We start from the raw sequence: 24,650 nt of genomic DNA, 5'->3' as shown, positions 1-24,650 counted from the left end.
AACCCGGTGGCGCTGCGCTCGTCAACCGACTGTGCCTCGACAGGCCGCGCGCCTGCGAGGATCCGTCCACCCGACCGGGAGAATCCCATGAAAGGACCTGCCATCCTGCGCGGCGCCTCACTCTGCGCCGCCCTGCTGTTCGCCACCCCGTTGCTGGCGGCCGATCCCCACGCCCAGGCGCAGAACTTCGCCAGCGAGGCGTCCGCCGCCGGCCTCGCGGAGATCGACGCCGCCAAGCTGGCGCTGAAGAAGAGCCAGTCCGCGGACGTGAAGACCTTCGCCCAGCACATCATCGACGACCACACCAAGGCCAACACCGAGCTCAAGGCCATCGCCCAGAAGCAGAAGCTCGAGCTGTCCGATTCGCCCAGCGTGGTGAACCAGGCCAAGGCCAAAGTGCTGGACGTGCGTGACGAATCCTTCGACGCGGCCTACGCCAACAACCAGGTCGGCGCCCACGAGGACGCGGTGAAGCTGTTCAGCGATGCGGCCAACAATTCTGCCGACACCGAGATCAAGGCCTTCGCGCAGAAGACCCTGCCGGTGCTGCAGCAGCACCTGGAAATGGCGAAGGAACTGGTGAAGGCGCATCCGTCAAAGTAGCGGGAGGAAGCACGCGTAGGAGCGGACCTTGTCCGCGATTTCCATCGCGCAGCAATCCGCTGCCAAAGGGAGCGCTGAAGCTGGCCGCCTGCCGGCGGATCGCGGATGAATCCGCTCCTACAAAAAAGCCCGGCATGGTGCGTAGGAGCGGACCTTGTCCGCGATATCCGTCGCGCGGAATCCGCTAGTGAAGGGAGCGCTGAGCCGGCCGCCTGCCGGCGGATCGCGGATGAATCCGCTCCTACAAAAAAGCCGGCATGGCGCGTAGGAGCGGACCTTGTCCGCGATACTCAACACGCAGAAATCCATGGCGCCGAGCGGCTCGGCGCCTATCCCACCACCAGTCGATTCGAGCGTTCGCCCACCACCATCTCGGTGATCCAGCGCACCAGGATATCGGTGTAGGCCTCCTGGGCGCGCTCGCTGGACAGCGCGTGGTCGGCGTCGTCGATGATCCGGTGGGTCAGCGAGTGCGTGTGCTGGAAGGCCGCTCGGTAACTCATGATGGTCGCGTGGGGGATGTAGGTGTCGTGCTCGGATTCCACCAGCAGCACGTCGCCGGTGAAGGCCGCGCAGGCCTTCAGTGCGCGGTTGCTGGCCGCGGGGATGTGGCTGGCGCGGTAGGCCATCAGGTCGTCCCGTGGCAGGTCGCGCTTGGGCACGCTCCAGTCCTCGTCGCGGTACATCGCCGGCACGCGCAGGGCCAGCCAGCGCACGTCGCGCAGTTCGGTGAGGATCGCGGCGAGGTAGCCGCCATAGCTGGTACCGACCACCGCCACCGCGTTGGGATCGATGCGCGGGTGCGCCACCAGCCGGTCGTAGGCGGCCAGCAGGTCGCGCAGGTTGTCCTCGCGGGTGATCGAGCCCTGCAGTGCTTCACCGGCGCCGTGGCCGGCCAGGTCGAAGGTCAGGCACACGCAGCCCAGCCCGGCAATGCCCCGGGCGCGCTTGAGATCGCGCTCCTGGCTGCCGCCCCAGCCGTGCACGAAGAGCACGCCCGGCACATGGGTGCGCGGGCTGAGGAAGTTGCCCTGCAGGCGCAGGCTGCCGACATCGATGTCGATGCGCTCGTCACTGGCGAACTCACCGGGAAAGCGTTGATCACTGGAAGACATAAGGCTCCACCATTGCGTATTTCATGAGGAAATCGCCGTGGGCGTCGGGGCCGCGATACAGCACCCGGGTGTTCGCCGGCAGCGGCTTGTCCTCGAAGATCTCGAAGGTCGAGGCGCGCACCACGCACAGCGCCGGGTCGCCGACGAAGGCCTCCAGCGCCGCCAGTTCCGCGCCGCTGGCGCCGCCGATGCGCCAGGACTGCTCGAGCACGCCGGAACAGCGCCGGCCGCTGGCATCCACGCCCTGGGCGACGTCGTAGTTGCGCCGCGAGGCGAAGAATGCCGGCAGCAACTGGTGCGTGGCGCGGTCGAATTGCACCGCCTGCTGGATGGCCAGCTTCACCGACTCCACCAGGTCGAGCGCCAGCAGGCAGTCGAAGTCGCCCCGCACCACCAGGAGGTCGCTGCCGCCGTAGACCAGCTCGCCGCGACCGTTGCGGTTGTGCTGCTGCACGCCGTGGTAGCTCAGCAGCACGCCGTTGATCATCACCTGGCCGACGCTATGGGTTTGCGCGTCGTCGAGGTCGTCCTCGATCACCATGCCCTGCTGGTAATCGCCCTCCTCGTAGCGCGCCAGCGCCTCGGCCAACTGGTCGGTGTCGGCCACCACCTGCTGGCCCTGCCCGCCGCGGCTGGCGGCCGGTTTCAGGCGTTGCGGGCCGCGCTGCAGGCGGGCGCTGGCGCAGCGCACCGCATCGTTGTGGCAGAACACGCTGTGGCCATCGAGCACCAGCGGCTTCACCCGCGTGGCGAAGGCATCGTTCCAGCCGCGCGGGGTCAATGTCGGGCGCTCGATCAGCGGGTGGACGATGGCCTTGCCGGCCTGGTAGTCGCGCTCGACGAAGCCGCCGAACAGATCCAGCGGACCATGGATGCCGAACTCGGCGGCCTGGTCGCGGCCGATCACCGTGGCATCGGGCACCCAGTAGAACGATTGGCCGCTCTGGCGGTGTGCGGGGGGTTCCGGGCGGAAATCCAGCCCCTGGATCTCCGCCAGCCAGGCGGCCAGCGCCAGGTGGGTCTGGCGGTCGGCGGGCTGCGCAGCCGCGTCCAGCGAGCAGGCCACGACCAGGCGTGGGCGGTCGGCATCATTCATGGAGCGTCCCTCGGTCAGGCTGTATGAACACCTGACTTTCGCGACAGTCATCGGTTCTACACAGATGACGAACTGCTGGAGGCCACGATGAGCCCGACCCGAACCGAGCAGGACCGCGAAGCGCAGATCCGCCAGAAGGCCTACGACCTGTGGGTCGCCGAAGGCAAACCGAGCGGCCAGGCCGCCCGCCACTGGCAGATGGCCGAGGAGCACCTGGGCCGGGCCTTGCCGGTCGAGCGCGCCCAGGACCTCGATTACACGGGCAAGCAAAACCCCCGGCGCGAAGCGTAGCGGCAAGGCGTATTGCAACCGGCGAAACGGCACATCGTGCATTCTGCTGGTTGCACTTCGCCACGAGCCGGCAGCAATTTCCTTTCCTATCAATGCGTTACGGCCGCATCCAAGACTGGTACGGACCCTGCTTACAGTATCAGGTGACGACCGGAGCGGTTTCCCGGTCGCACCGTCCATCCCTGCCTGACCTCCTCCCCAGAGCTGCTCGCCGCGCCAACCGGCCTGCCGCCCGGATGTCGGCCTGCGTGATGGAAGGACCGGGGGACGCCACCGAGGCCTCGACGGCGCCTTCCCCGGCAGAAATTCGAAACTTCGTCCGCGGCGGGCCAGTCTCCCGAAGGACAGCACGACACCATGGAGAACCACGGGCCTGGCAGGAGCTGCCAGCCCCAGACGAGCGAGGAACCAACGATGCGCAACCAGCTGGCCGATCTGCGCCTGGAAGAAGCCACAGTCAACCTCACCCCGATTTCCCCGGCCGACGGCGCGCCGCCCCAGCGACGCAAGCGAATCCTCTTCGCCACTTCCGAATTCAGCGACTTCGTCAAGGCCGGCGGCCTGGGCGACGTGTCCGCCGCCCTGCCCCGCGCGCTGCTCGCCGACCATGACATCCGCGTGCTGATCCCCGGCTATCCGCAGGTGCTCAAGGGTGCGGTGGCCTGCAAGGTGGTCGGCCGCCTGCCCGGCCTGGCGGCATTGCCCGCCTGCGATATCGGCGAGCTGAAGCTGGCCGACGGGCTGGTGGTCTACGCGGTGATCTGCCCGGAACTCTACGACCGTCCCGGCACGCCCTATGTGGATCAGCACGGCCACGAATGGGCCGACAACCACATCCGTTTCGCCCGCCTGAGCCTGGCCGCCGCCGACATCGCCGCCGGCATGACCGAGCTGGGCTGGTGCCCGGACCTGCTGCACGTCAACGACTGGCCCACCGCACTGGCCCCGGCCTACATGGCCTGGCGCGGGCAGATCACCCCCAGCGTGCTGACCATCCACAACCTCGGCTACCAGGGCGCCTGCCCGCTGGGCTGCTGCGCCGAACTGGGCCTGCCCGAAGCGGCCGGTCTGCCGGGCAGCATGGAGTTCTACGGCAAGCTGTCGTTCCTCAAGGCCGGCATCAGCCACGCCAGCCACATCACCACCGTGAGCGAAACCTACGCCCGCGAAATCACCGCCCCCGAGCACGGTTGCGGCATGCACGGCGTGCTCGCCCAGCGTCGCGACCGCGGCCAGCTCAGCGGCATCACCCACGGCATCGACGCCGGCTGGGACCCGCTGACCGACCCGCACCTGGTCGAAGGGTTCGACGCCACCCGCCTGGCCGGCAAGCGCCGCAACGCCGAGTACGTCGAGAAGACCTTCGGCCTGCTGCCGGGTCGCGGCCCGCTGTTCGCCGTGGTGTCACGCCTGGTGCATCAGAAAGGCATCGACCTGACCCTGGCCATCGCCGACGAAATGGTCGCCGCCGGCGGCCGCCTGGTGTCCATCGGCTGCGGCGAGCCGGAGCTGGAGCAGGCCATGCGCGAACTGGCCGAGCGTTATCCGGGCCGCGTCGGCGTGCACATCGGCTTCGACGAGACCACCGCGCGGCGCATCTACGCCGGCAGCGACTTCCTGCTCATGCCGTCACGCTACGAGCCGTGCGGCCTGAGCCAGATGTACGCCCAGCGTTTCGGCTCGCTGCCCATCGCCCGGCACACCGGCGGGCTGGCCGACACCATCATCGACGGCGTGACCGGCCTGCTGTTCCGCGACGAAACCCCGGCCAGCTACTTCGACGCCGTGCGCCGCGCGCTGAACATCTACCGCTACCCCGAACTACTCAATGCCATGCGCTGCAAGGCCATGGAGTCACCGTTGCCATGGGAAGACGCCGTGCGCCCCTACACCGCCCTCTACCAGCGCCTGCTGCAGCGGGTACCGGCGCAGGCCGTGCGATGACCCTGGCGCATGGAGCGACGATCCTGCCCGCGGGCAGAGTGCGGTTCTCGCTGTGGGCGCCGGATGCCCAGCGGGTCGAGGTGGAACTGGGCGGTGGCGCCCGCCACGACCTGCAGCGCACCGACGATGGCTGGTTCAGCGCCGAGGTGCCGGCCATCGTCGGGCAGACCTACCGCTACCGCATCGACCACGACCTGCTGGTGGCGGACCCGGCCTCGCGCGACCAGGCCGGCGGCGTCGAAGGCGAAAGCCGGGTAGTCGACCCCGGCGCCTATCGCTGGCAGCACCCGCAGTGGCGCGGCCGGCCCTGGCACGAAGCGGTGATCTATGAAGTGCACGTCGGCCTGTTCGACGGCTTCTCCGCCTTGCAGGGCCGCCTGGAAGAGCTGGCCGCCCTGGGCATCACCGCCATCGAGCTGATGCCGCTCAACGCCTTCCCCGGGCGGCGCAACTGGGGCTATGACGGCGTGCTGCCCTATGCGCCGGCCTGCGCCTACGGCGACCCCGACACCCTGCGGCGGCTGATCGACAGCGCCCACGGCCTGGGCCTGATGGTGTTCGTCGACGTGGTCTACAACCACTTCGGCCCGCAGGGCAACTACCTGGGGCGCTACGCCAGCGCCTTCTTCCGCGCCGACCAGCCCACGCCCTGGGGCCCGGCCATCGACTTCCGCCAGCCGGCGGTGCGCGAGTTCTTCATTGGCAACGCCGAGATGTGGGTGCGCGAGTACCGCGTCGACGGCCTGCGCATCGATGCCGTGCACGCCATCGCCGACAAGGACTTCCTCCACCAGCTCGCCGCCCGCGCCCGCCAGGCCGCCGATGGCCGCGCGCTGCACCTGATCCTGGAGAACGAGCACAACGAGGCCAGCCTGCTGCAGCCTGAGCAGGGCTCCGGTGCACCCGTTTTCGATGCACAGTGGAACGACGACCTGCACCACTGCCTGCACGTGCTGCTCACCGGCGAGGACGAGGCGTACTACGTCGACTACGCGCACCAGCCCCTCGAACAGCTGTGCCGCTGCCTGCGCGAAGGGTTCGTGTTCCAGGGCCAGACCGACTACCGCGGTGTCGCCCGCGGCGAGCCCAGCGGCCAGTTGAGCCCGCAGGCCTTCGTGGCCTTCCTGCAGAACCACGACCAGGTCGGCAACCGCGCCCTGGGCGAGCGCCTCACCACGCTGGCCCAGGATGGCCACCTGCGGGCGGCCAATGCCCTGGTGCTGCTCAGCCCCATGGTGCCGATGCTGTTCATGGGCGAGGAATGGGGCGAGCGCCAGCCCTTCCTGTTCTTCACCGATTACCAGGGCGAGCTGGCGCGGGCCGTGACCGAAGGCCGGCGCGAGGAGTTCAAGCGCTTCAGTAAGTTCTCCGAGCCGGGCGCCGCCGCGTGGATTCCCGACCCCAACGACTACCAGACCTTCGTCGCGTCCCGCCCGCGCCCGGACCAGGGTGACGATGGCTGGCGCACCCACTGCCGCGAACTGCTGGAGCTGCGCCACCGCTGGCTGACGCCGCGCCTGCCCGGCAGCCGCGCGCTGGACGCACAGCCCCTGGGCGAGCGCGCCCTGAGTGCGAAATGGCGCCTGGGCGACGGCAGCCTGTGGCGCATCGACCTCAACCTCGGCACGCACGACCTGGGCGTCGAACCACCGGGGGAAAGCGCCCAGGTGCTGTTCTGCTGCGGCCAGAACGCGGCGCACTACCGCCACGGCTGGCTGAGCGGCGGCGCCCTGGTCCTGAGCCTGGAGGCGCCCTGATGAATGACGCGCAACTGGAACGCCTGGCCAGCGAAGCGGGCCTGGCCATCGACTGGATCGATGCCGACAACCGCCCGCAGCGCCTGAGCGCCGAGGTGCAGCGCAACGTCCTGGAAGCGCTGGGCTTCCCCGCGCAGACCCCGGAGCAGATCCGCCAGAGCCTGGACGCGCTGGAGCGGCGCCGCGCCGAACCGCCGCCACTGATCACCGCCGACCGTGGCCAGCCGATTGCCGTACCGGTCGGCCCGGGCACCCGCTACCGACTGTTCAACGAGGACGACAGCGGCCACAGCGAGGGCCACGTCGACCAGCACGGGCAGATTCCGGCCATCCAGCAAAGCGGCTATTACCCGCTGCACCTGGGCGACCGGGAGATCATCCTCGCCGTGGCGCCGCCGCGCTGCCCCTCGGTGCAGCAGTATTGCGGCGGCCGCCGGCACGTCTGGGGCCTGGCCGCGCAGCTGTATGCACTGCGCCGCGAGCAGGACGGCGGCGCCGGCGATCTCGCCGCCCTCGCCGACCTGGTCCACGCCGCCGCGGCGCAGGGCGCGGACGCCATCGCGATCAGCCCGCTGCACGCGATGTTCCCCGCCTCGCGGGACATCTACAGCCCGTATTCGCCCTCCAGCCGGCTGCTGTTCAACGAACTCTACGCCGCCCCCGGCCTGGTGCTGGGCGACGAACCGGTGCGCCAGGCACTGGCCGCGGCCGGTCTTGAGGAGGAGTGGGCGCGCGTACAGGCGCTGCCGCTGGTGGACTGGCTGCGCGTCGCCCAGTTGCGTGACCGCCTGCTGCAGCAGCTCTACCAGCAGTTCCAGCACGACAGCGGCGCGCTGCACGAGGACTTCCTCGCCTTCCGCCATCTGGGCGGCGCCGAGCTGTTGCAGCACTGCTGCTTCCAGGTCCTGCAACTGCGCCGCGCCGAAGCCGGCGACGGCCTGGACTGGCGCTTCTGGCCCGAGGCATACCGCAACGCCGGCAGCGCGGAACTGGGCCACTTCATGATCGACGAGGAACAGGCCATCAGCCAGCAGGCGTTCGGCCAGTGGCTGGTCGCCCGCGGCCTGCAACAGGTGCAGCAGCAGGCGAAGGCGGCCGGCATGGGCATCGGCCTGATCGCCGACCTGGCGGTGGGCGCCGAACCTTCCGGCAGCCAGGCGTGGATGCGCCAGGACGAACTGCTCACCGGCGTCAGCGTCGGCTGCCCGCCGGACATCCTCAACCGCGCCGGGCAGAACTGGGGCATCTGCGCCTTCTCCCCGGACGGCCTGCGGCGCAACGGCTTCCGCGCCTTCATCGAGATGCTGCGGGCCAACCTGCGCTACGTCGGCGGCCTGCGCATCGACCATGTCCTCGGGCTGCGCCGCCTCTGGGTGATCCCCAGCGGCGCCGAACCGCAGGAGGGCGCCTACCTGGACTACCCGTTCGACGACCTGCTGCGGCTGATCTGCCTGGAGGCCGAGCGCGCCCAGGCGGTGATCATCGGCGAGGACCTCGGCACCGTGCCGCCGGGGCTGCGCGAGGCGCTGGCAGAGCGCGGCATCCTGGGCATGCGCGTGCTGCTGTTCGAGCAGGAGCACGGGCACTTCATCGCCCCCGCGCGCTGGCCCGACGGCGCCCTGGCCACCAGCACCACCCACGACCTGCCGACGCTGGAAGGCTGGCAGCAGGGCCGCGACATCGACTGGCGCGAGCAGCTCGGCCAGCGCACCCGCGAGGTCGCGGCCGACGAGCGCGACGCCCGCCAGCACGAAAGCCAAGCCCTGCGCCGGGCGCTGGGCGACAGCGGCATCAGCGCCGACCCGGTGCTCGATGGCGCCATCGAATTCCTCGGCGCGACTCCCGCGCCGCTGGTGTTGCTGCCACTGGAGGACGCCTTGGCCTGCATCGAACAACCCAACCTGCCGGGTCCCGGCGATACCCACCCGAACTGGCGTCGGCGCTTCGAGCGCAACGCCGGCGAGATGCTCGACGACCCGCGGGTGCGCGCACGCCTGGAACGCCTGCGCCGCGCTCGCCAGCACGCCGACGACGGAGCCCGCGCGCATGACTGAGATCCGCGCCACCCTGCGCCTGCAGTTCCATCGCGACTTCACCCTGGACGATGCGCTGCCCTGGCTGGACTACTTCGCCCGCCTGGGGGTCAGCCACCTCTACGCCTCGCCCCTGCTGGCCGCCCAGCCCGGCTCGCCCCACGGCTACGACGCCGTCGACCCGACCCGCATCAGCGACGAGCTGGGCGGCGAGCCGGCGCTGCGCCGGCTGGTGGCGGGGCTGCGGCGCAACGGCATGGGCCTGATCGTCGACACCGTGGCCAACCACATGCGCATCGGCGACGCCAACCCCTGGTGGCAGGACGTGCTCGAATGGGGCCTGGACAGCCCCTACGCGCACTTCTTCGACATCCGCTGGCACAGCGACGACCCGCTGCTCGACCAGCAGGTGCTGCTGCCCTGCCTGGGCGAGGACTACATCGACGAGGTGACCGCCGGGCGCATCCAGCTGGATTACGACAGCCAAAGCGCGCGCTTCGTGCTGCGCTACGGCGAGCAGCGTTTCCCGGTCTGCCCGTCCAGCTACGGGATGATCCTCTGCCACACCGACAGCCCCGAGCTGCTGGCCCTGGCGCCGCGCTTCGTCGAGCTGCACCACCATCCGCAGGGCCGTCAGCAGGCGCAGGCACTGTGCCAGGAGGCCGCCGCACCGCTCGCCGACAGCGGCCGGCTCGCCACCCTGCTCGCCTCCTACCGCGAGGACTGGCACAGCCTGCACCGGCTGATCGAACAGCAGCACTACCGCCTGGCCAACTGGCGGGTGGCGGCGGACGACATCAACTGGCGGCGCTTCTTCGACATCAACGAACTGGTGGGCCTGCGCGCCGAACACCCGGACGTCTTCCACGCCAGCCACGCCTACCTGCTGCAGCTGATGGACGAGGGCCTGATCGACGGCCTGCGCATCGACCATGTCGACGGCCTCGCCGACCCGCGCGGCTATTGCCGGCGGCTGTGGCGGGCCACCGGCGGCGCGCCGGTCTACGTGGAGAAGATCCTCGGCCCCGGCGAGACGCTGCCGGCGGACTGGAAGGTCGAGGGCACCACCGGCTACGACTTCATGAACCAGGTGTCGCTGCTGCAGCACGATGCCCGGGGCGAACCGCAGCTGCGCCACCTCTGGCTGGAGGTCAGCGGCCGCCACGACGGCTTCGCCGAGGAAGTCCGCCAGGCCCGCAAGCATGTGCTGGCGTCGCTGTTCGCCGGCGACGTCGAGGGCCTGGCGCAACAGCTGTGGCACATCGCCCGCTTCACCCTGGCCAGCCGCGACATCCCGCTGGGCTCGATCCGCCGCGCGCTGTTCCAGCTGCTCGCCGCGTTCCCGGTCTACCGCACCTACGCCGATGCGCTGGGGCGCTCCGAGCAGGACCAACGCTTCTTCAGCCAGGCGCTGGAAGAAGCCCGGCAACACCTGGAGCCGAGCGACCTGCGCACCCTCGACTGGCTCGACCGCATGCTGGGCGGAGAAGCCCTGCGCCGCGAGCCGCCGGGGCCGATGCGGCAGTTGCGCAAGCTGGCGCTGCAGCGCTTCCAGCAGCTCACCCCGCCGATTGCCGCCAAGTCCCTGGAAGACACTGCCTGCTACCGCGCGGCGCCCGCGCTGGGGCGCAACGATGTCGGCTTCGACCCGGAGATCCTCGGCGGCGACGTCGAATCCTTCCACCAAGCCTGCCTGCAGCGTCTGCGCGATTTCCCCCGGGCGATGCTCGCCACCGCCACCCACGACCACAAGCGCGGCGAAGACTGCCGCGCGCGCCTGGCGGTGCTCAGCGAGCGCGCCGTATGGTTCGCCGACCAGGTGTGGAGCTGGTGGAAGCTCGCCGCGCCACTGCGCCAGCACATCGAGCGCGGCCCCGCACCCAGCGGCGGCGACGAGCTGATTCTCTACCAGTGCCTGCTCGGCAGCTGGCCGCTGGAACTGGCCGCCGATGACCGCGAAGGCCTGCGCGCGTACCACCAGCGCATCGAGCAATGGCAGCGCAAGGCGATCCGCGAGGCCAAGCTGGACAGCGACTGGAGCGCGCCCAATGAAGCCTACGAGCAGGTCTGCGCGCAGTTCCTCGCCAGCGTGCTGCTGGAGGACGCCGGCGCGCCGCTGCGCCAGGCCATCGCCACGGCGGCCCGGAGCCTGATGCCCGCCGGCGCGCTCAACGGCCTGGCCCAGTGCGTGCTGCGCAACACCACGCCCGGTGTGCCGGATCTCTACCAGGGCTGCGAGCTGTGGGACTTCAGCCTGGTGGACCCGGACAACCGCCGCATCCCCGACTTCGCCGCCCGCGAGGCCGCGCTGGACGGCCCGCCGGACTGGCCGGCGCTGCTGCGCGACTGGCGCAGCGGCCACATCAAGCAGGCCGTACTGGCCGCCGCGCTGGGCCTGCGCAAACGCTGGCCGACCCTGTTCACGGCGGGCGACTACCTGCCGCTGGAGGTACGCGGCGAGCACGCCGCGCAGGTGGTCGCCTTCGTCCGCCGCCACGCCGGCCAGCATCTGCTGGTGGTGGTGCCCCGTTGCGCCGCCGCCCTTCTCGGCGATTCGCCACTGCCGCAGGTCGCGCCCGAACGCTGGGCGGACACGCGCCTGCACCTGCCCTCGTCGCTGGCCGCCATCCGCTGGAACGGATTGGCCGGCCCGCTCGAACCGCACAACGGGGAACCCCGCCTGGCCGACCTGCTCGGCGCGGTCCCCGTCAACCTGCTCATATCCGGAGGTGAACAATGAAGGTCAACGAGGCAAGAGTCCGCGAACTGGCCTACCAGATCTGGGAGTCCGAAGGACGCCCGGACGGTCAGCAGGAGCGCCACTGGCGCATGGCCCACAGCCTGGCCGAAGCCGAAACGGTCAACCACGCCGAGCCCGAAGAATCGGTGAAGCAGCGCTTCGAAAGCGAGCAGGAGCCGGAGAAGCCGGCCCTGCTGCAGGAGCCGCCGCGGCGCAAGGGGCGCCTGCCCAAGGCGCACCCGGAAGTACCGGGGGACGATCAGGGTGAAACCGTGGCGCCCACGCCCGAGCCCGCCGCGCGCCGCTCGCCGGCCAAGGCCAAGCCGGTGAAGAGCGCACCGACCGTCACCCCCACCGCCAAACGCAAACCCAAGGCCAGCGCGGCCGAGGCCGCGACGCCCGGCGAGCCGGGTCCCCGCAGCCCACGCGCGAAGAAACAGCAGCCCGTCTGACCCCAGGAGCCGGTAAATGACCCGACGAGCACAGTCCCGCGTCACCGAAGGACGCCCCTTCCCCCTGGGCGCCACCTGGGACGGCCTGGGCGTCAACTTCGCGCTGTTCTCCGCCCACGCCACCAAGGTCGAACTGTGCCTGTTCGACGCCCAGGGCAAGCGCGAGATCGAACGCATCGAGTTGCCCGAATACAGCGACGAGATCTGGCACGGCTACCTGCCCGACGCCCATCCGGGGCAGATCTACGGCTACCGCGTATACGGCCCCTACGAGCCCGACGCCGGGCACCGCTTCAACCCCAACAAGCTGCTGATCGACCCCTACGCCCGGCAGCTGGTCGGGGAGCTGAAATGGTCGGAATCGCTGTTCGGCTACACCATCGGCTCGCCCGACGCCGACCTGAGTTTCGATGAGCGCGACAGCGCGGCGTTCGTGCCCAAGTGCAAGGTCATCGACCCGGCCTTCACCTGGGGCGAACAGCAGCCGGTGCGCGTGCCGTGGAACGAGACGGTGATCTACGAAGCCCACCTGCGCGGCCTGACCATGCAGCACCCCGCGGTGCCGGAGCGCCTGCGCGGCACCTGCGCGGGGCTGATGAACGCCGAGCTGCTGCAACACCTGCGGCAACTGGGCATCACCAGCCTGGAGCTGCTGCCGGTGCACGGCTTCCTCGACGACAAGCACCTGCTGGAAAAGGGCATGGCCAATTACTGGGGCTACAACACCATCGCCTTCTTCGCGCCCCAGGCCCGCTATCTCGCCAGCGGCCATATCAACGAGTTCAAGGAGATGGTCGCGCACCTGCACGCGGCCGGCATCGAGCTGATCCTCGACGTGGTCTACAACCACACCGCCGAGGGCAACGAGCTCGGCCCGACCCTGTCCATGCGCGGCATCGACAACGTCTCCTACTACCGCCTGCAGGCGGACAACCGACGCTACTACGTCAACGATTCGGGCACCGGCAACACCCTGGACCTGAGCCACCCCTGCGTGCTGCAGATGGTCACCGACTCGCTGCGCTACTGGGCCACGGAGATGCGCGTGGACGGCTTCCGCTTCGACCTGGCGTCGATCCTCGGCCGCTACGCCGACGGCTTCGACGAGCGCCACAGCTTCCTCGTCGCCTGCCGCCAGGACCCGGTGCTGAGCCACCGCAAGCTCATCGCCGAACCCTGGGACTGCGGCCCCGGCGGTTACCAGGTGGGCGGCTTCCCGCCCGGCTGGGTGGAGTGGAACGACCGCTTCCGCGACACCGTGCGCAGCTTCTGGCGCGGCGACGAAGGCCAGCTGCCGGACCTGGCGCGGCGCCTGACCGCCTCGGGCGACCTGTACAACCAGCGCGGCCGGCGCCCCTATGCCTCGGTCAACTTCATCACCGCGCACGACGGCTTCACCCTGCGCGACGTGGTGACCTACGACCACAAGCACAACGAGGCCAACGGCGAAGACAACCGCGACGGCAGCGACGACAACCGCTCGTGGAACCACGGCGTCGAAGGCCCCACCGAGGATGCCGACATCCGCCGCCTGCGCCTGCAGCAGATGCGCAACCTGATGGCCACCCTGCTGCTCTCCCAGGGCACGCCAATGCTGCTGGCCGGTGACGAATTCAGCCGCACCCAGCAGGGCAACAACAACGTCTACTGCCAGGACAACGAACTGGGCTGGGTGGACTGGAACCTCGACGACGAGGGCCGCGAGCTGCTGGCCTTCACCCGCCGGCTGATCCGCCTGCGCCAGGCCTACCCGATCCTGCGGCGCGGGCGCTTCCTGGTTGGCGAGTACAACGAGGAACTGGGTGTACGCGACGTCACCTGGCTCGCCCCCGAAGGCGAGGAAATGACCGAGGACCGCTGGCACGATCCGCAGCGGCGCAGCCTGGGCATGCTCATGGACGGCCGCGCCCAGCCCACCGGCATCCGCCGCAGCGGCGGCGACGCCACCCTGCTCCTGCTGGTGAACGCCGGGCACGAAGGCCTCGACTTCATCCTCCCGGAAACCGCCCAGGGCCGCGACTGGCAGTTCCTGCTGGACACCGCCTCGCCGCAGGACCCCGAGCACAACTGGGAATTCGGCGCCGCCTACCCGCTGGCCGGGCGCTCGCTGGCGCTGTTCACCCTGCGCCGCAGCGAGGAATGACCACTGGGGCAATCCCTCTGAACGCCGGCCCGCTCCGTCGGGTCGGAACTTTCACAGACGGGCGTCCGGCCGGTACGGCGGCGCCCGGGATATTCCATCGCCCAAGGAGATGCCGATGCAGCCAGCCGCCCCTCGCCACAGCCTCCGACCGGGAGAACTGAGCCGATGAAGGCCCTGCACATCGGGATTTCCGGCTGGCGCTACACGCCCTGGCGCGGCGACTTCTACCCCAAGGGGCTGCGCCAGAAGGACGAGCTGCGCTACGCCTCGCGCGCCTTCAACAGCATCGAACTGAACGGCTCGTTCTACGCGCTGCAGAAGCCCGAGCGCTACCGCCAGTGGGCACAGGACACGCCCGACGGCTTCGTCTTCAGCGTCAAGGGTCCGCGCTACATCACCCACATCAAGCGCCTGCGCGACGCCGAGGAAGGCCTGGCCAACTTCTTCGCCTCCGGCCCGCTGGAGCTGGGCGACAAGCTCGGGCCGATGCTCTGGCAACTGCCGCCGAGCCTGCCATACGACGAAGACGTGGTCGAAGCCTTCCTCGCGCTGCTGCCGGCCAGCAGCGACGCGGCGCTCAAGCTGGCCAAGGCATCGGCCACCCGGCGTCCAGACCAGTGGCCCACCTCCCTGAAGAAACGTGCGCTGCGCCATGCCATGGAGGTGCGCCACGCCAGCTTCGCCTGCCCGGAGTTCGCCCGCCAACTGCGCCGCCACGGCGTCGCCCTGGTGTTCGCCGATGCACCGCGCAAGTGGCCCTACGGCGAAGACCTGACCGCCCCGGACTTCGTCTATTTGCGCCTGCATGGCGACAAGCAGCTGTATGCCAGCGGCTACGGCGACGCCGCCCTGGAACGCTGGAACGAGCGCATCGGCCGCTGGCGGCGCGGGCTGCAACCGGCCGACGCCGAACTGTTCGACCCCTCGACCCGGGGCGATCGGCGGCAGCGCGAGGTGTACGGCTACTTCGACAACGACATCAAGGTGCGCGCGCCCTACGACGCCAGCAAGCTCATGGCGCTGCTGGGCCTGGAACTGGTGGACCGGCAAGCACCCGGCGCACCGGCGGGGGACTGGTCATGAGCCTGGCCGAGCGCGCTCCGCACAGCCTCGCCCAGGCGCAGGCCGGCACCCTGTTGCGGGTGCTCACGGTGAACACCCACAAGGGCTTCTCCGCCTTCAACCGGCGCTTCATCCTGCATGAATTGCGCGACGCGGTACGCGCCACCTCGGCGGACCTGGTGTTCCTCCAGGAGGTCCACGGCGAGCATCAACTGCATGCCGAACGCCACCCGGACTGGCCAGCCACGCCGCACTACGAATACCTCGCCGACAGCATGTGGCCGGCCTTCGCCTACGGACGCAACGCCGTCTACCCCGAAGGCCACCACGGCAACGCGCTGCTCTCGCGCCTGCCGATCCGCCGCTGGGACAATCGCGACGTCTCCGAGGCCGGCACCGAGGAGCGCGGCCTGCTCCACGCGCACATCGACCTGCCCGGCGAGCGCGCCCTGCACGCCGTGTGCGTGCACCTGGGCCTGCACGAATCGCAGCGGCAACGGCAGCTGCAACTGCTCTGCGGGCTGATCGGCGAGCTGCCGGCCGACGACCCGGTGGTGGTCGCCGGCGACTTCAACGACTGGCGCTGCCGGGCCAGCGGCACCCTCGCCGGCTGCGGCCTGCGCCCGGCATTCGCCGAACAGGGCGGCGAACCGCGCAGCTTTCCGGCGCGTTGGCCGCTGCTGCGCCTGGACCGCATCTACGTGCGCCACCTCAAGGTGACCCTGAGCGAAGTGCTCAACCGCAAACCCTGGCCGCACCTCTCCGACCACCTGCCCCTGCTTGCCGAGGTATCGCTATGAACGAGGTCTGGCGCGACGGCAACCGGGTCGAGCTGCTGATCAATGGCGAGGGCTTCTACCCGAGCGTCTACCAGGCCATCGAGGGCGCGCGGCGGGAAGTCCTCCTGGAAACCTTCATCCTGCGCGACGACAAGGTCGGCCGCGGCCTGCGCCAGGTGCTAATCGACGCCGCCCGCCGCGGCGTGCGGGTCGACGTGATCGCCGATGGCTACGGCACGCCGGACCTGGACGCCAGCTTCCTCGGCGGCCTGCTCGATGCCGGCGTGCGCCTGCACCTGTTCGACCCGCAGCCGCGGCGCCTGGGCATGCGCACCAACCTGTTCCGCCGCCTGCACCGCAAGCACGTGGTGGTGGATGGCGCGGTGGCCTTCGTCGGCGGCATCAACTTCTGCGCCGACCACCTGGCCGACTACGGGCCCATGGCCAAGCAGGACTATGCCGTGCGGATCGAAGGCCCCGGCGTGCAGGACATCCGCCGCGCCTGCCTGGAGCTGCTGCGCCCCGCTCCTCACCTTGAGAGCAGCGACATGCCCGCCGCCGACGCCGTGCACCCCGGCGGGCCCGCCGGGCCATGCCGCACTTGCCTGGCAATCCGCGACAACCTGCACCGCCGCACCGAGATCGAGCAGCACTACCTGCGCGCCATCGCCCGCGCCCGGGAGCGCCTGCTGATCGCCAACGCCTACTTCTTCCCCGGCTATCGCCTGCTGCGCGCCCTGCGCGATGCGGCCAAGCGCGGGGTGACGGTGCGCCTGATCCTCCAGGGGCTGCCGGACATGCCGCTGGTGCGGCTGTGCAGCAAGCTGCTCTACGACACCCTGCTGCGCGACGGCGTGGAAATCTACGAGTACCGCGACCGCCCGCTGCACGGCAAGGTCGCGGTGATGGACCGCCACTGGGCCACGGTGGGCTCCAGCAACCTCGACCCGCTGAGCCTGTCGCTGAACCTGGAAGGCAACCTGATGATCGAGGACGAAGCCTTCGCCAGCGCCCTGGACGATCACCTGGAGCGCCTGGCCGCCGACAGCTGCCGCCGCGTCACCCGCCAGTACGCCCGCCGCGGCTACTGGTGGCGCGCCCCGCTGGTGTTCCTGAGCTTCCACTTCCTGCGCCACTTCCCGGCCATCGCCGGCCAGTTGCCGGCGCACCGGCAAATGCTCCACCCCGCCCGCATCGACGAGGAACCCGGCCAGTCGCAGGTGCAGCCATGAAGAACTCCAAGCGCTTCTGGAAGCGCGCCAACCGCATCTTCAACATCGCCCTGCTGGTCGCCCTGCCGGTGCTGCTGTTCCTGCTGTTGCGCGCCACCGACTGGGACGAGGTGTTCCGCCTGCTGCGCGAATACAAGTTCAGCACCCTGGCCCTGGGCATGCTGATCGCCCTGGCCAGCTACGGCATCTTCAGCAGCTTCGACGTGCTCAGCCGCTTCTACATCGGCCACCCGCTGCCGGTGCGGCGGGTGTTCACCGTCGCCTTCGTGTGCAACGCCTTCAACCTCAACCTCAGCTCCTGGGTCGGCGCCATCGCCCTGCGCTTCCGCCTGTATGGCCGGCTGGGCATGAGCGCCGGCGACATCACGCGCATCCTCACCTTCAGCATGATCACCAACTGGTACGGCTACCTGCTGCTGGCCGGCGTGCTGTTCGTCTGTGGCTACCCGAACCTGCCCGACAACTGGTCCCTTGGCCAGAGCGGCCTGCGCGCGATCGGCGTGCTGCTGTTGCTGCTGGGCGCCGGCTACCTGCTCGCCTGCCGTTTCGCCCGCCGCCGCGCCTGGGGCTGGAAGCGCTACCGGCTGAACCTGCCGACCTGGCGCCTGGCCGCCCTGCAGGGCATCGCCGGCGCCAGCAACTGGTCGATGATGGCCCTGCTGATCTACACCCTGCTGCCGGACTCGGCGAGCTACCCGACGGTACTGGCGACGCTGCTGATCAGCAGCATCGCCGGCGTGGTGCTGCATGTCCCGGCGGGGCTGGGGGTGATCGAGACGGTCTTCATCACGGTGCTGCGCGATCACTTCTCCCGTGGCGAACTGCTGGCCGCGCTGATTGGCTACCGCGTGCTGTATTTCCTCATTCCGCTGCTGCTGGCCTGCGCCGTCTACCTCTGGCTGGAGCGCCACGCCAGGAAACTCAAACGCCGCGCGGAACGCCGGGAAGCAGCCCGGGCATCCTGACGCCGGCCCTGCCGGCGGATCGCGGGCACGGCCCGCTCCTACAAGAGCGGCACCCAACCTGTAGGAGCGTGCCATACACGCGACCGCGGACAAAGTCCGCGCCTACGCCGAGGCATGCCTGTAGGAGCGAGCTTGCTCGCGAACCCGCACCACGCCAGCCCTGCCGCCGATCACGGGCACCGCCCGTCGCGGCGGGCAGGCGCCGCGGTCAGTCCAGCGGCAGGCGGACGCAGAACTCCGCGCCCTGCCCCGGTTCGCTGCGCAGCTCGATGCGGCCGCCGTGGGCCTGGACGATCTGTTCGGAAATGAACAACCCCAGCCCCAGCCCGGCGACGCGGGCCGCGCCGGCGCCGCGTTCGAACTGCTGGAAGATGCGCTGCTGCTCTTCGGCGCTGACGCCCTCGCCATGGTCGCGCACGCAGAGCTGCGCCTGGCCCTCGTGCACCGCGACCGTCACCTCCACCGGCTGGCCGGGCCCGTAGCGCAGGGCGTTGCTGAGCAGGTTGCTGAGCACCTGCTCCAGGCGATAGGCATCCCAGACGCCCTCCACCACCTGCGGTGCGTTCAGGCTCAGGTCGCAGCCGGCGGCCTGGGCCTGCACGGCGAAATTCCCCATGACGCGGCGGGCGATGTCGGCGAGGTTGGCCGGCTCCGGGCGGATCGACAGCTTGCCGGTGCGGATGCGCGAGACGTCGAGCATGTCCTCGATCAGCCGGTTCAGCCCGGCGAGCTGGCGTTCGTCGCGCTCGAACAGCGCGCCCAGGCGCTCCGGCGCGAAGTGCTCCAGCTTGCCCTTGGCCAGGTAGAGGCGGCGCAGCTGGGTATCGAGCATCAGGCCGTTGAGCGGCGTGCGCAGTTCGTGGGAGACGATGGACATGAAGTCGTCGCGCATCTTCACCGCGCGCTGCAGTTCCACCTGGGTTTCGCGCAGCTCGGCGAGCAGCGCGTCCTGTTCGTGGTGCGCCTGTTCCAGGGCTTCGAGCTGCCGCGCGAGCACCTTGCGCTGGCGGTAGAGGTCGACGAAGACGTTCACCTTGCTGCGCACCGCGTGGTTGTCCAGCGGCTTGTAGAGGAAGTCCACGGCGCCGCTCTCGTAGCCCTTGAAGGCGTAGTTCAGCTCGCGGCCGGCGGCGGTGACGAAGACGATGGGAATGTTCTTGGTGCGCTCGGTGCCGCGCATCAGTTCGGCCAGGGCGAAGCCGTCCATGCCCGGCATCTGCACGTCGAGCAGCGCCAGGGCGAATTCGTGCTCCAGCAGCAGCGAGAGCGCCTCGTCCGCCGACGAGGCCTTGAACACTTCGCGTCCCTCGCCCTTGATCAGCGCCTCCAGCGCCAGGAGATTCTCCGGCAGGTCGTCGACGATCAGCAGTTTGCTTCCCTGGTTACGCAGCATGTCGGGTGCCCATTCGGGTCAGGAGCGCGTGGATTTCGCGCAAGGAAAGAATGTAGTCCGGGGCGTGCAATGCAATGGCCGCCTCCGGCATGGTGGCCACGGCGGCTTCGGCCGGGTCCTGGACGATGGAGAGCCCGCCCTCGCGCTGGATGTGCGCCAGGCCCTGCGCGCCATCCTGGTTGGCGCCGGTGAGGAGGATGCCGGCGAGCGTGTCACGGTACGCATCGGCCGCCGAGTCGAAGAGGATGTCGATCGACGGCCGGGAGAAATTCCGCGGCGCCTCGCGGCTCAGGGCGAAGGTGCGGTCCTGCTCGATGGACAGGTGGTAGCCGGCAGCGGCGAAATACAGCGTGCCCGGCTCCAGCGGCGCCTTGTCGCGCGCTTCCGCCACGGGAATCGCCAGGCGCCGGGCGAACAGGTCCACCAACTGGCTGTCATGGCTTTCCGGCAGGTGCAGCACGGCCACCAGTGGCAACGCGAAGTCGGCCGGCAGCCCGCCGAACAACCTGAACAGCGCGTCCACGCCGCCCGCGGAGGCGCCGATGACCACGGCCTGCACATCCCGCTGGGCGTTCATCGCTTGCGAAACACCCGTTCGCGGCGGTTGACCACCTCGAACTCGGAGGCGAAATCGGTGAACTCCAGGCTTTCCTTGCTGCCCAGGCCGAGGAAGCCGCGGTGGCACAGCGAGTCGTGGAACAGGCCGATGGCGCGGTTCTGCAGCGGGCGATTGAAGTAGATCAGCACGTTGCGGCAGGAGATCAGGTGCGTCTCGGAGAACACGCTGTCGGTGGCCAGGCTGTGGTCGGCGAAAGTCACGTTGGCACGCAGCATCTTGTCGAACAGCGCGCCGTCGTAGGCGGCGGTGTAGTAGTCCGAGAGCGAGCCGTGGCCGCCGGCGGCGCGGTAGTTCGCGCTGGCCTGGGCCAGGTCGTCCACCGCGTAGATGCCGCGCTGGGCCTGCTCCAGCGAGCGCGGGTTGATGTCGGTGGCGTAGATCAGCGTGCGCTCCAGCAGGCCTTCCTCGTGCAGCAGGATGGCCAGCGAATGCACTTCCTCGCCGGTGCTGCAGCCGGCCACCCACAGGCGCAGCGACGGGTAGGTGCGCAGCACCGGCACCACTTCCTGGCGCAGCGCGAGGAAGTAGCTGGGGTCGCGGAACATCTCGCTCACCGAGATGGTGAGGTACTGCAGCAGCTCGTGGAAGGCGTGCGGGTCGTGCAGGATGCGCTCCTGCAGCGCCGAGATGCTGCGGCACTCGAACAGGTTGGTGGCGTGCAGCACGCGGCGCTTGAGCGAGGTGCCGGAGTAGTCACGGAAGTCGTAGCTGTACTTGAGGTAGATCGCCTCGATGAGGAGGCGCAGCTCGATGTCCTGGCTGCGATCAGGCATGTCAGATGCGCTCCAGCTTCGGCAGCCAGACCCGGATCAGCGAGAACAGGCGGTCCAGGTCGATGGGCTTGGCCAGGTAGTCGTTGGCGCCGGCGCGCAGGCACAACTCGTGGTCGTCCTTCATCGCCTTGGCGGTCACCGCGAGTATGGGCAGTTTCTTCCAGCGCGCGTCCTGGCGGATCAGCCGGGTCGCTTCGTAGCCGTCCATTTCCGGCATCATCACGTCCATGAGCACCAGGTCGATGTCGCCGACCTCGGCGAGCTTCTCGATGGCTTCGCGGCCGTTGCGCGCCACTTCCACGCGGGCGCCCTTGTGCTCCAGGGCACTGGTGAGGGCGAAGATGTTGCGCACGTCGTCGTCCACCAGCAGGATGCGCCGGTCCTCGAAGGCGCGGTCGCGGTTGCGCGAGGTGCGCAGCATGCGCTGGCGCTCGCTGGAGAGTTGCGACTCGACCTTGTGCAGGAACAGGGTCACCTCGTCCAGCAGCCGTTCCGGCGACCGCGCGCCCTTGATGATGATCGAGCGCGAGTACTTGAGCAGCTCAGCTTCCTCGTCGCGGGTCAGGTTGCGCCCGGTGTAGACGATCACCGGCGGGAAGGAGCAGATGTCCTCCTCGCCCATGCGCCGCAGCAGTTCGTTGCCCTGCATGTCCGGCAGCTTGAGGTCGATGATCATGCAGTCGTAGATGTTCTGGCGCAGCAGTTCCAGGGCCTGCTCGCCCTGCTCCACCGCGGTGATCTCGATGTCGTCGTCGCCGATCAGGCGCGAGACGCTGTCGCGTTGCAGCGGGTCGTCCTCCACCAGCAGGATGCGCTTGACCTCCTGGGTCAGCTTGGCCTCCAGCTTGCCGAACACCTCGCGCAGCTGCTCGCGGCTGGTGGGCTTGAGCGCATAGCCGATGGCGCCCAGGTGCAGCGCCGCTTCGCTGCGGTCTTCCACCGAGACCACGTGCACCGGCACGTGGCGCGTGCGCGGGTTGGCCTTCAGGCGCTGCAGCACGGCCAGGCCGGATTCGTCGGGCAGGTGCATGTCCAGCAGGATGGCATCGGGGCCGTGCTCGTCGGCCAGGCGCAGGCCTTCCTCGGCGCCCATCGCCACCAGGCAGCGGTAGCCCAGCTCATGGGCCAGGTCGTAGAGGATGCGGGCGAACTTGGGCTCGTCCTCCACCACCAGCACGCAGCGCTGGCCGATGTTGAGCTGGTCGCGGTCGTCGGCGAAGCTCGCCGCGGCCGGGGCCTGCACCGGCGGCGTGGCGACCGGCGCAGGCTGCGGGGCGAGGATCGGCGCCGGCGTGCTGACCGCGTCGTCGCTGGCCGGCGCCTGGTAGTTGACCGGTAGCAGCAGGCTGAACATGCTGCCCTTGCCGGGCTCGCTGCTGACGATGATGTTGCCGCCCAGCAGGTGCGCGAGGTCGCGGGAAATGGACAGCCCCAGGCCAGTGCCGCCGTAGCGGCGATTGGTGGCGCCGTCGGCCTGCTGGAAGGCCTCGAAGATGCGCTGCAACTGGTCCTGCGCGATGCCGATGCCGCTGTCGCGCACGTCGAAGCGCAGGCCCTCGGGCGCGGCGCTCACGTGCAGGGACACCTCACCGGCGTCGGTGAACTTGAAGGCATTGGACAGCAGGTTCTTGAGGATCTGCTCGACCCGCTGGCGGTCGCTGTAGAGCATGCCGGGCGCATCGTCGGCGACGCTGACCACGAAGCTCAGGCCCTTGTCGTCGGCCTGCGGGCGGAACAGCCCTTCCACCGCCTCCACCAGGCGCCGCACGCTGGCGTTTTCCGGACGCACGTCCAGCTTGCCGGCCTCGACCTTGGAGATGTCGAGGATGTCGTTGATCAGGTTGAGCAGGTCGTTGCCGGCGGAATAGATCGACTCGGCGAACTTCACTTGCTCGTCGTCCAGGTTGCCGTGCTCGTTGTCCGCCAGCAGGCGCGCGAGGATCAGCGAGCTGTTGAGCGGCGTGCGCAGCTCGTGGGACATGTTGGCGAGGAACTCGGACTTGTAGCGGCTGGCGCGCTGCAGCTCGTCGGCGCGGCCCTGGAGTTCCAGGCGGGCCTGGTTCAGCTCGGTGTTCTTTCCGTCGAGGTCGTCGCGCTGCGCGGCCAGCTCCTGGGCCTGCTCGGCGAGGCGCTCGTTGGTCTGTTCCAGCTCCGCCTGCTGGGCTTCCAGGTGTGCCTGGGATTCCTTGAGCACGCGGGACTGTTCCTCCAGTTCCTCGTTGGCGGTCTTCAGCTCTTCCTGCTGCACCTGCAGCTCTTCGTTGAGCTGCTGGGTTTCCGCCAGCAGGTCCTGCAGGCGCTGGCGATGCTGGGCCGAGGCGATGGCGCTGCCGAGGGTCTCGGCGACGTTCTGCAGGAAGGCCTGGTCGCGCTCCTGAAGCGGGCGCAGGAAGCCCAGCTCCAGCACACCGACCACCCCGCCCTCGTTGAGCAGCGGCAGCAGCGCCACGCTCACCGGCTGGCCATTGCCCAGCGCCGAGTTGACCTTCAGGTAATCCGGCGGCAGGCCGTCGACCACGCGCAGCTTGCGCTGGCGGGCGGCCTGGGCGATCAGGCTCTCGTCGGGGGCGAAATGGCTGTCACCTGGCGCCTCGACGGTAAAGCCAAAGGTGCCGGACAGACGCAGGCCGCCCCGGTCGTCGCGGACATACAACGCGCCCACCGGCGAGCCGACGAAATCGCCAAGGAAGTCCATCAGGCTGCGCCCAAGCGCGGCCATCGACGGCTGGCCGATCAGTTGCTCGCCGAGCCGGGTCTGGCCGTCCTGGAGCCAGGCTTGGCGCTCCAGGTGTTCGTTGTGGCGCACCTGGCGGCGCAGGGAATCGGCGTAGGACTCGGACAGGCCGAGCAACTGGCGGCGACCGAAATACGCCAGCAACGCGCCCACCACGATGCTGAATACCAGGTAGAGGATGACGACGCCGGTGGAGAGGTTCGAGGCGAACTGGTTGCGGTCGTGGCGCAACTGCTGCTCGGTATTGATCAGCGAGGCGTACTGCGCGCGGATCGCGTCCATCATGCTCTTGCCGCGCCCGGCCTTGATCGCGTCGGAGGTGTCCTGCCCCTGGCGGCGCTGTTCGATCATCTGCTGGGCGAAGGTCATCCATTCGTCCTGCATCGCGGTCAGGCGGCCCAGGCGCTCGACCTGCGGCGGGTTGTCCACGACCAGTTCGGCCAGGCTCTTGAGCCCGGCATTGATGCGCGGCCGCGCCTGTTCCAGCGGTTCGAGGAAGCGCGGATCGCCGGTGATCAGATAGCCGCGCAGGCCGCTCTCCTGGTCCACGCTCAGGCGCTGCATCTCGTTGGCGCTGGAGATCACCCGGTCGGTGTGCTCGACCCAGCCCAGCACGTTGAGCATGTACAGGATCAGGCCGATGAACAGCACGGCGCCGAGCAGGCAGATACCCAGCGGCAGCGCCATGTTGCGCGCGAGGATGCGGCGGAAGGCGCTTTCGTCGGCGATGGCTTTCTGGTTCATCTGCGGGTTCCCTGATGGACTTTCTTCCCTGGGTGCGAACAACCGGTATGACGGAGATTACGGCGGAGGCCAGGTAAGTATTTGAAGTTATTGTACGAACGTTCTTAAAACTGCGGGGATAATAACGCGAAGCGTTGTAGGCTACACCTGAGTTGGCGAGTTGACCCGCACACCG

The 24,650-nt window shown here is 69.3% G+C and carries 18 protein-coding genes; 12 read left to right on the top strand and 6 right to left on the bottom strand.

The annotated features are described in order from the left end of the window. Positions 1–87: 87 nt before the first annotated feature. Positions 88–603: a DUF4142 domain-containing protein gene (locus N0B71_RS21130; protein ID WP_259754715.1), complete on the top strand. Its 516-nt coding sequence runs from the start codon at positions 88–90 to the stop codon at positions 601–603. Positions 604–932: 329 nt separating this feature from the next. Here the strand turns inward: N0B71_RS21130 and N0B71_RS21125 are convergent, their stop codons facing one another. Both N0B71_RS21125 and N0B71_RS21120 read right to left on the bottom strand, forming a co-directional pair. Beyond that, positions 933–1,718, bottom strand: a complete 786-nt coding sequence (locus N0B71_RS21125; protein ID WP_259754714.1) for an alpha/beta hydrolase family protein — start codon at positions 1,716–1,718, stop codon at positions 933–935. Then, the gene (locus N0B71_RS21120; RefSeq protein WP_259754713.1) at positions 1,705–2,814 is read right to left on the bottom strand and encodes a DUF3182 family protein; all 1,110 of its coding nucleotides are present in this window, start codon (positions 2,812–2,814) and stop codon (positions 1,705–1,707) included. The genes N0B71_RS21125 and N0B71_RS21120 overlap by 14 nt, the downstream gene beginning before the upstream one ends. 87 nt (positions 2,815–2,901) lie before the next feature. Between N0B71_RS21120 and N0B71_RS21115 the strand changes: the two genes are divergently transcribed. The 11 genes from N0B71_RS21115 to N0B71_RS21065 all read left to right on the top strand — a co-directional run bounded on the left by N0B71_RS21115 (position 2,902) and on the right by N0B71_RS21065 (position 18,212). Further along, the gene (locus N0B71_RS21115; RefSeq protein WP_259754712.1) at positions 2,902–3,105 is read left to right on the top strand and encodes a DUF2934 domain-containing protein; all 204 of its coding nucleotides are present in this window, start codon (positions 2,902–2,904) and stop codon (positions 3,103–3,105) included. A 414-nt stretch (positions 3,106–3,519) separates the two neighbouring features. Further along, positions 3,520–5,049 (top strand): glycogen synthase GlgA, encoded by a 1,530-nt coding sequence (glgA, locus tag N0B71_RS21110; RefSeq protein WP_259754711.1) that lies wholly within the window; start codon positions 3,520–3,522, stop codon positions 5,047–5,049. Beyond that, a complete protein-coding gene (gene treZ, locus N0B71_RS21105) occupies positions 5,046–6,806 on the top strand; it encodes a malto-oligosyltrehalose trehalohydrolase (RefSeq protein ID WP_259754710.1) in 1,761 nt (586 codons plus the stop codon). The genes glgA and treZ overlap by 4 nt, the downstream gene beginning before the upstream one ends. Beyond that, a complete protein-coding gene (malQ, locus tag N0B71_RS21100; RefSeq protein WP_259754709.1) occupies positions 6,806–8,860 on the top strand; it encodes a 4-alpha-glucanotransferase in 2,055 nt (684 codons plus the stop codon). The genes treZ and malQ overlap by 1 nt, the downstream gene beginning before the upstream one ends. Beyond that, positions 8,853–11,579, top strand: coding sequence for a malto-oligosyltrehalose synthase (gene treY, locus N0B71_RS21095; protein ID WP_259754708.1), 2,727 nt, complete (start codon positions 8,853–8,855; stop codon positions 11,577–11,579). The genes malQ and treY overlap by 8 nt, the downstream gene beginning before the upstream one ends. Next, positions 11,576–12,031 carry a DUF2934 domain-containing protein gene (locus N0B71_RS21090; RefSeq protein ID WP_259754707.1) on the top strand — a complete coding sequence of 152 codons (456 nt, stop codon included), beginning with the start codon at positions 11,576–11,578 and terminating at the stop codon, positions 12,029–12,031. The genes treY and N0B71_RS21090 overlap by 4 nt, the downstream gene beginning before the upstream one ends. 16 nt (positions 12,032–12,047) lie before the next feature. After that, positions 12,048–14,174 carry a glycogen debranching protein GlgX gene (gene glgX, locus N0B71_RS21085; RefSeq protein WP_259754706.1) on the top strand — a complete coding sequence of 709 codons (2,127 nt, stop codon included), beginning with the start codon at positions 12,048–12,050 and terminating at the stop codon, positions 14,172–14,174. A 165-nt stretch (positions 14,175–14,339) separates the two neighbouring features. Continuing rightward, positions 14,340–15,257, top strand: a complete 918-nt coding sequence (locus N0B71_RS21080; protein WP_259754705.1) for a DUF72 domain-containing protein — start codon at positions 14,340–14,342, stop codon at positions 15,255–15,257. Beyond that, positions 15,254–16,036 (top strand): endonuclease/exonuclease/phosphatase family protein, encoded by a 783-nt coding sequence (locus N0B71_RS21075; RefSeq protein WP_259754704.1) that lies wholly within the window; start codon positions 15,254–15,256, stop codon positions 16,034–16,036. The genes N0B71_RS21080 and N0B71_RS21075 overlap by 4 nt, the downstream gene beginning before the upstream one ends. Next, positions 16,033–17,247: a cardiolipin synthase ClsB gene (gene clsB, locus N0B71_RS21070; protein ID WP_259754703.1), complete on the top strand. Its 1,215-nt coding sequence runs from the start codon at positions 16,033–16,035 to the stop codon at positions 17,245–17,247. Before N0B71_RS21075 ends, clsB begins: the two co-directional genes overlap by 4 nt. Next, complete coding sequence (locus tag N0B71_RS21065; protein WP_259754702.1) at positions 17,244–18,212, top strand: lysylphosphatidylglycerol synthase domain-containing protein; 969 nt, start codon at positions 17,244–17,246, stop codon at positions 18,210–18,212. Before clsB ends, N0B71_RS21065 begins: the two co-directional genes overlap by 4 nt. A gap of 208 nt (positions 18,213–18,420) precedes the next feature. Here the strand turns inward: N0B71_RS21065 and N0B71_RS21060 are convergent, their stop codons facing one another. Genes N0B71_RS21060 through N0B71_RS21045 form a run of 4 tightly spaced genes read right to left on the bottom strand, consistent with a single transcriptional unit; the run spans position 18,421 to position 24,475 of the window. Further along, a complete protein-coding gene (locus tag N0B71_RS21060; protein ID WP_259754701.1) occupies positions 18,421–19,605 on the bottom strand; it encodes a hybrid sensor histidine kinase/response regulator in 1,185 nt (394 codons plus the stop codon). Continuing rightward, positions 19,595–20,182, bottom strand: coding sequence for a chemotaxis protein CheB (locus N0B71_RS21055; RefSeq protein ID WP_259754700.1), 588 nt, complete (start codon positions 20,180–20,182; stop codon positions 19,595–19,597). Before N0B71_RS21055 ends, N0B71_RS21060 begins: the two co-directional genes overlap by 11 nt. Then, entirely contained in the window at positions 20,179–20,997 is an 819-nt protein-coding gene (locus N0B71_RS21050; RefSeq protein ID WP_259754698.1) for a CheR family methyltransferase, read from the bottom strand. Before N0B71_RS21050 ends, N0B71_RS21055 begins: the two co-directional genes overlap by 4 nt. A gap of 1 nt (position 20,998) precedes the next feature. Continuing rightward, a complete protein-coding gene (locus tag N0B71_RS21045; RefSeq protein ID WP_259754697.1) occupies positions 20,999–24,475 on the bottom strand; it encodes a response regulator in 3,477 nt (1,158 codons plus the stop codon). Positions 24,476–24,650 lie beyond the last annotated feature (175 nt).

The sequence above is a fragment of the Pseudomonas sp. GCEP-101 genome (assembly GCF_025133575.1).
Lineage (GTDB): Bacteria > Pseudomonadota > Gammaproteobacteria > Pseudomonadales > Pseudomonadaceae > Pseudomonas > Pseudomonas nitroreducens_B.
The sequence above is the reverse complement of the archived record's forward strand: the minus strand, read 5'-3'. Positions and strand labels throughout refer to the sequence as shown.

Coding starts and splice junctions, on each gene's coding strand:
- N0B71_RS21130 (WP_259754715.1), top strand. CDS start 88: ATGAAAGGACCTGCCATCCTGCGCGGCGCCTCACTCTGCGCCGCCCTG.
- N0B71_RS21125 (WP_259754714.1), bottom strand. CDS start 1,718: ATGTCTTCCAGTGATCAACGCTTTCCCGGTGAGTTCGCCAGTGACGAG.
- N0B71_RS21120 (WP_259754713.1), bottom strand. CDS start 2,814: ATGAATGATGCCGACCGCCCACGCCTGGTCGTGGCCTGCTCGCTGGAC.
- N0B71_RS21115 (WP_259754712.1), top strand. CDS start 2,902: ATGAGCCCGACCCGAACCGAGCAGGACCGCGAAGCGCAGATCCGCCAG.
- glgA (WP_259754711.1), top strand. CDS start 3,520: ATGCGCAACCAGCTGGCCGATCTGCGCCTGGAAGAAGCCACAGTCAAC.
- treZ (WP_259754710.1), top strand. CDS start 5,046: ATGACCCTGGCGCATGGAGCGACGATCCTGCCCGCGGGCAGAGTGCGG.
- malQ (WP_259754709.1), top strand. CDS start 6,806: ATGAATGACGCGCAACTGGAACGCCTGGCCAGCGAAGCGGGCCTGGCC.
- treY (WP_259754708.1), top strand. CDS start 8,853: ATGACTGAGATCCGCGCCACCCTGCGCCTGCAGTTCCATCGCGACTTC.
- N0B71_RS21090 (WP_259754707.1), top strand. CDS start 11,576: ATGAAGGTCAACGAGGCAAGAGTCCGCGAACTGGCCTACCAGATCTGG.
- glgX (WP_259754706.1), top strand. CDS start 12,048: ATGACCCGACGAGCACAGTCCCGCGTCACCGAAGGACGCCCCTTCCCC.
- N0B71_RS21080 (WP_259754705.1), top strand. CDS start 14,340: ATGAAGGCCCTGCACATCGGGATTTCCGGCTGGCGCTACACGCCCTGG.
- N0B71_RS21075 (WP_259754704.1), top strand. CDS start 15,254: ATGAGCCTGGCCGAGCGCGCTCCGCACAGCCTCGCCCAGGCGCAGGCC.
- clsB (WP_259754703.1), top strand. CDS start 16,033: ATGAACGAGGTCTGGCGCGACGGCAACCGGGTCGAGCTGCTGATCAAT.
- N0B71_RS21065 (WP_259754702.1), top strand. CDS start 17,244: ATGAAGAACTCCAAGCGCTTCTGGAAGCGCGCCAACCGCATCTTCAAC.
- N0B71_RS21060 (WP_259754701.1), bottom strand. CDS start 19,605: ATGCTGCGTAACCAGGGAAGCAAACTGCTGATCGTCGACGACCTGCCG.
- N0B71_RS21055 (WP_259754700.1), bottom strand. CDS start 20,182: ATGAACGCCCAGCGGGATGTGCAGGCCGTGGTCATCGGCGCCTCCGCG.
- N0B71_RS21050 (WP_259754698.1), bottom strand. CDS start 20,997: ATGCCTGATCGCAGCCAGGACATCGAGCTGCGCCTCCTCATCGAGGCG.
- N0B71_RS21045 (WP_259754697.1), bottom strand. CDS start 24,475: ATGAACCAGAAAGCCATCGCCGACGAAAGCGCCTTCCGCCGCATCCTC.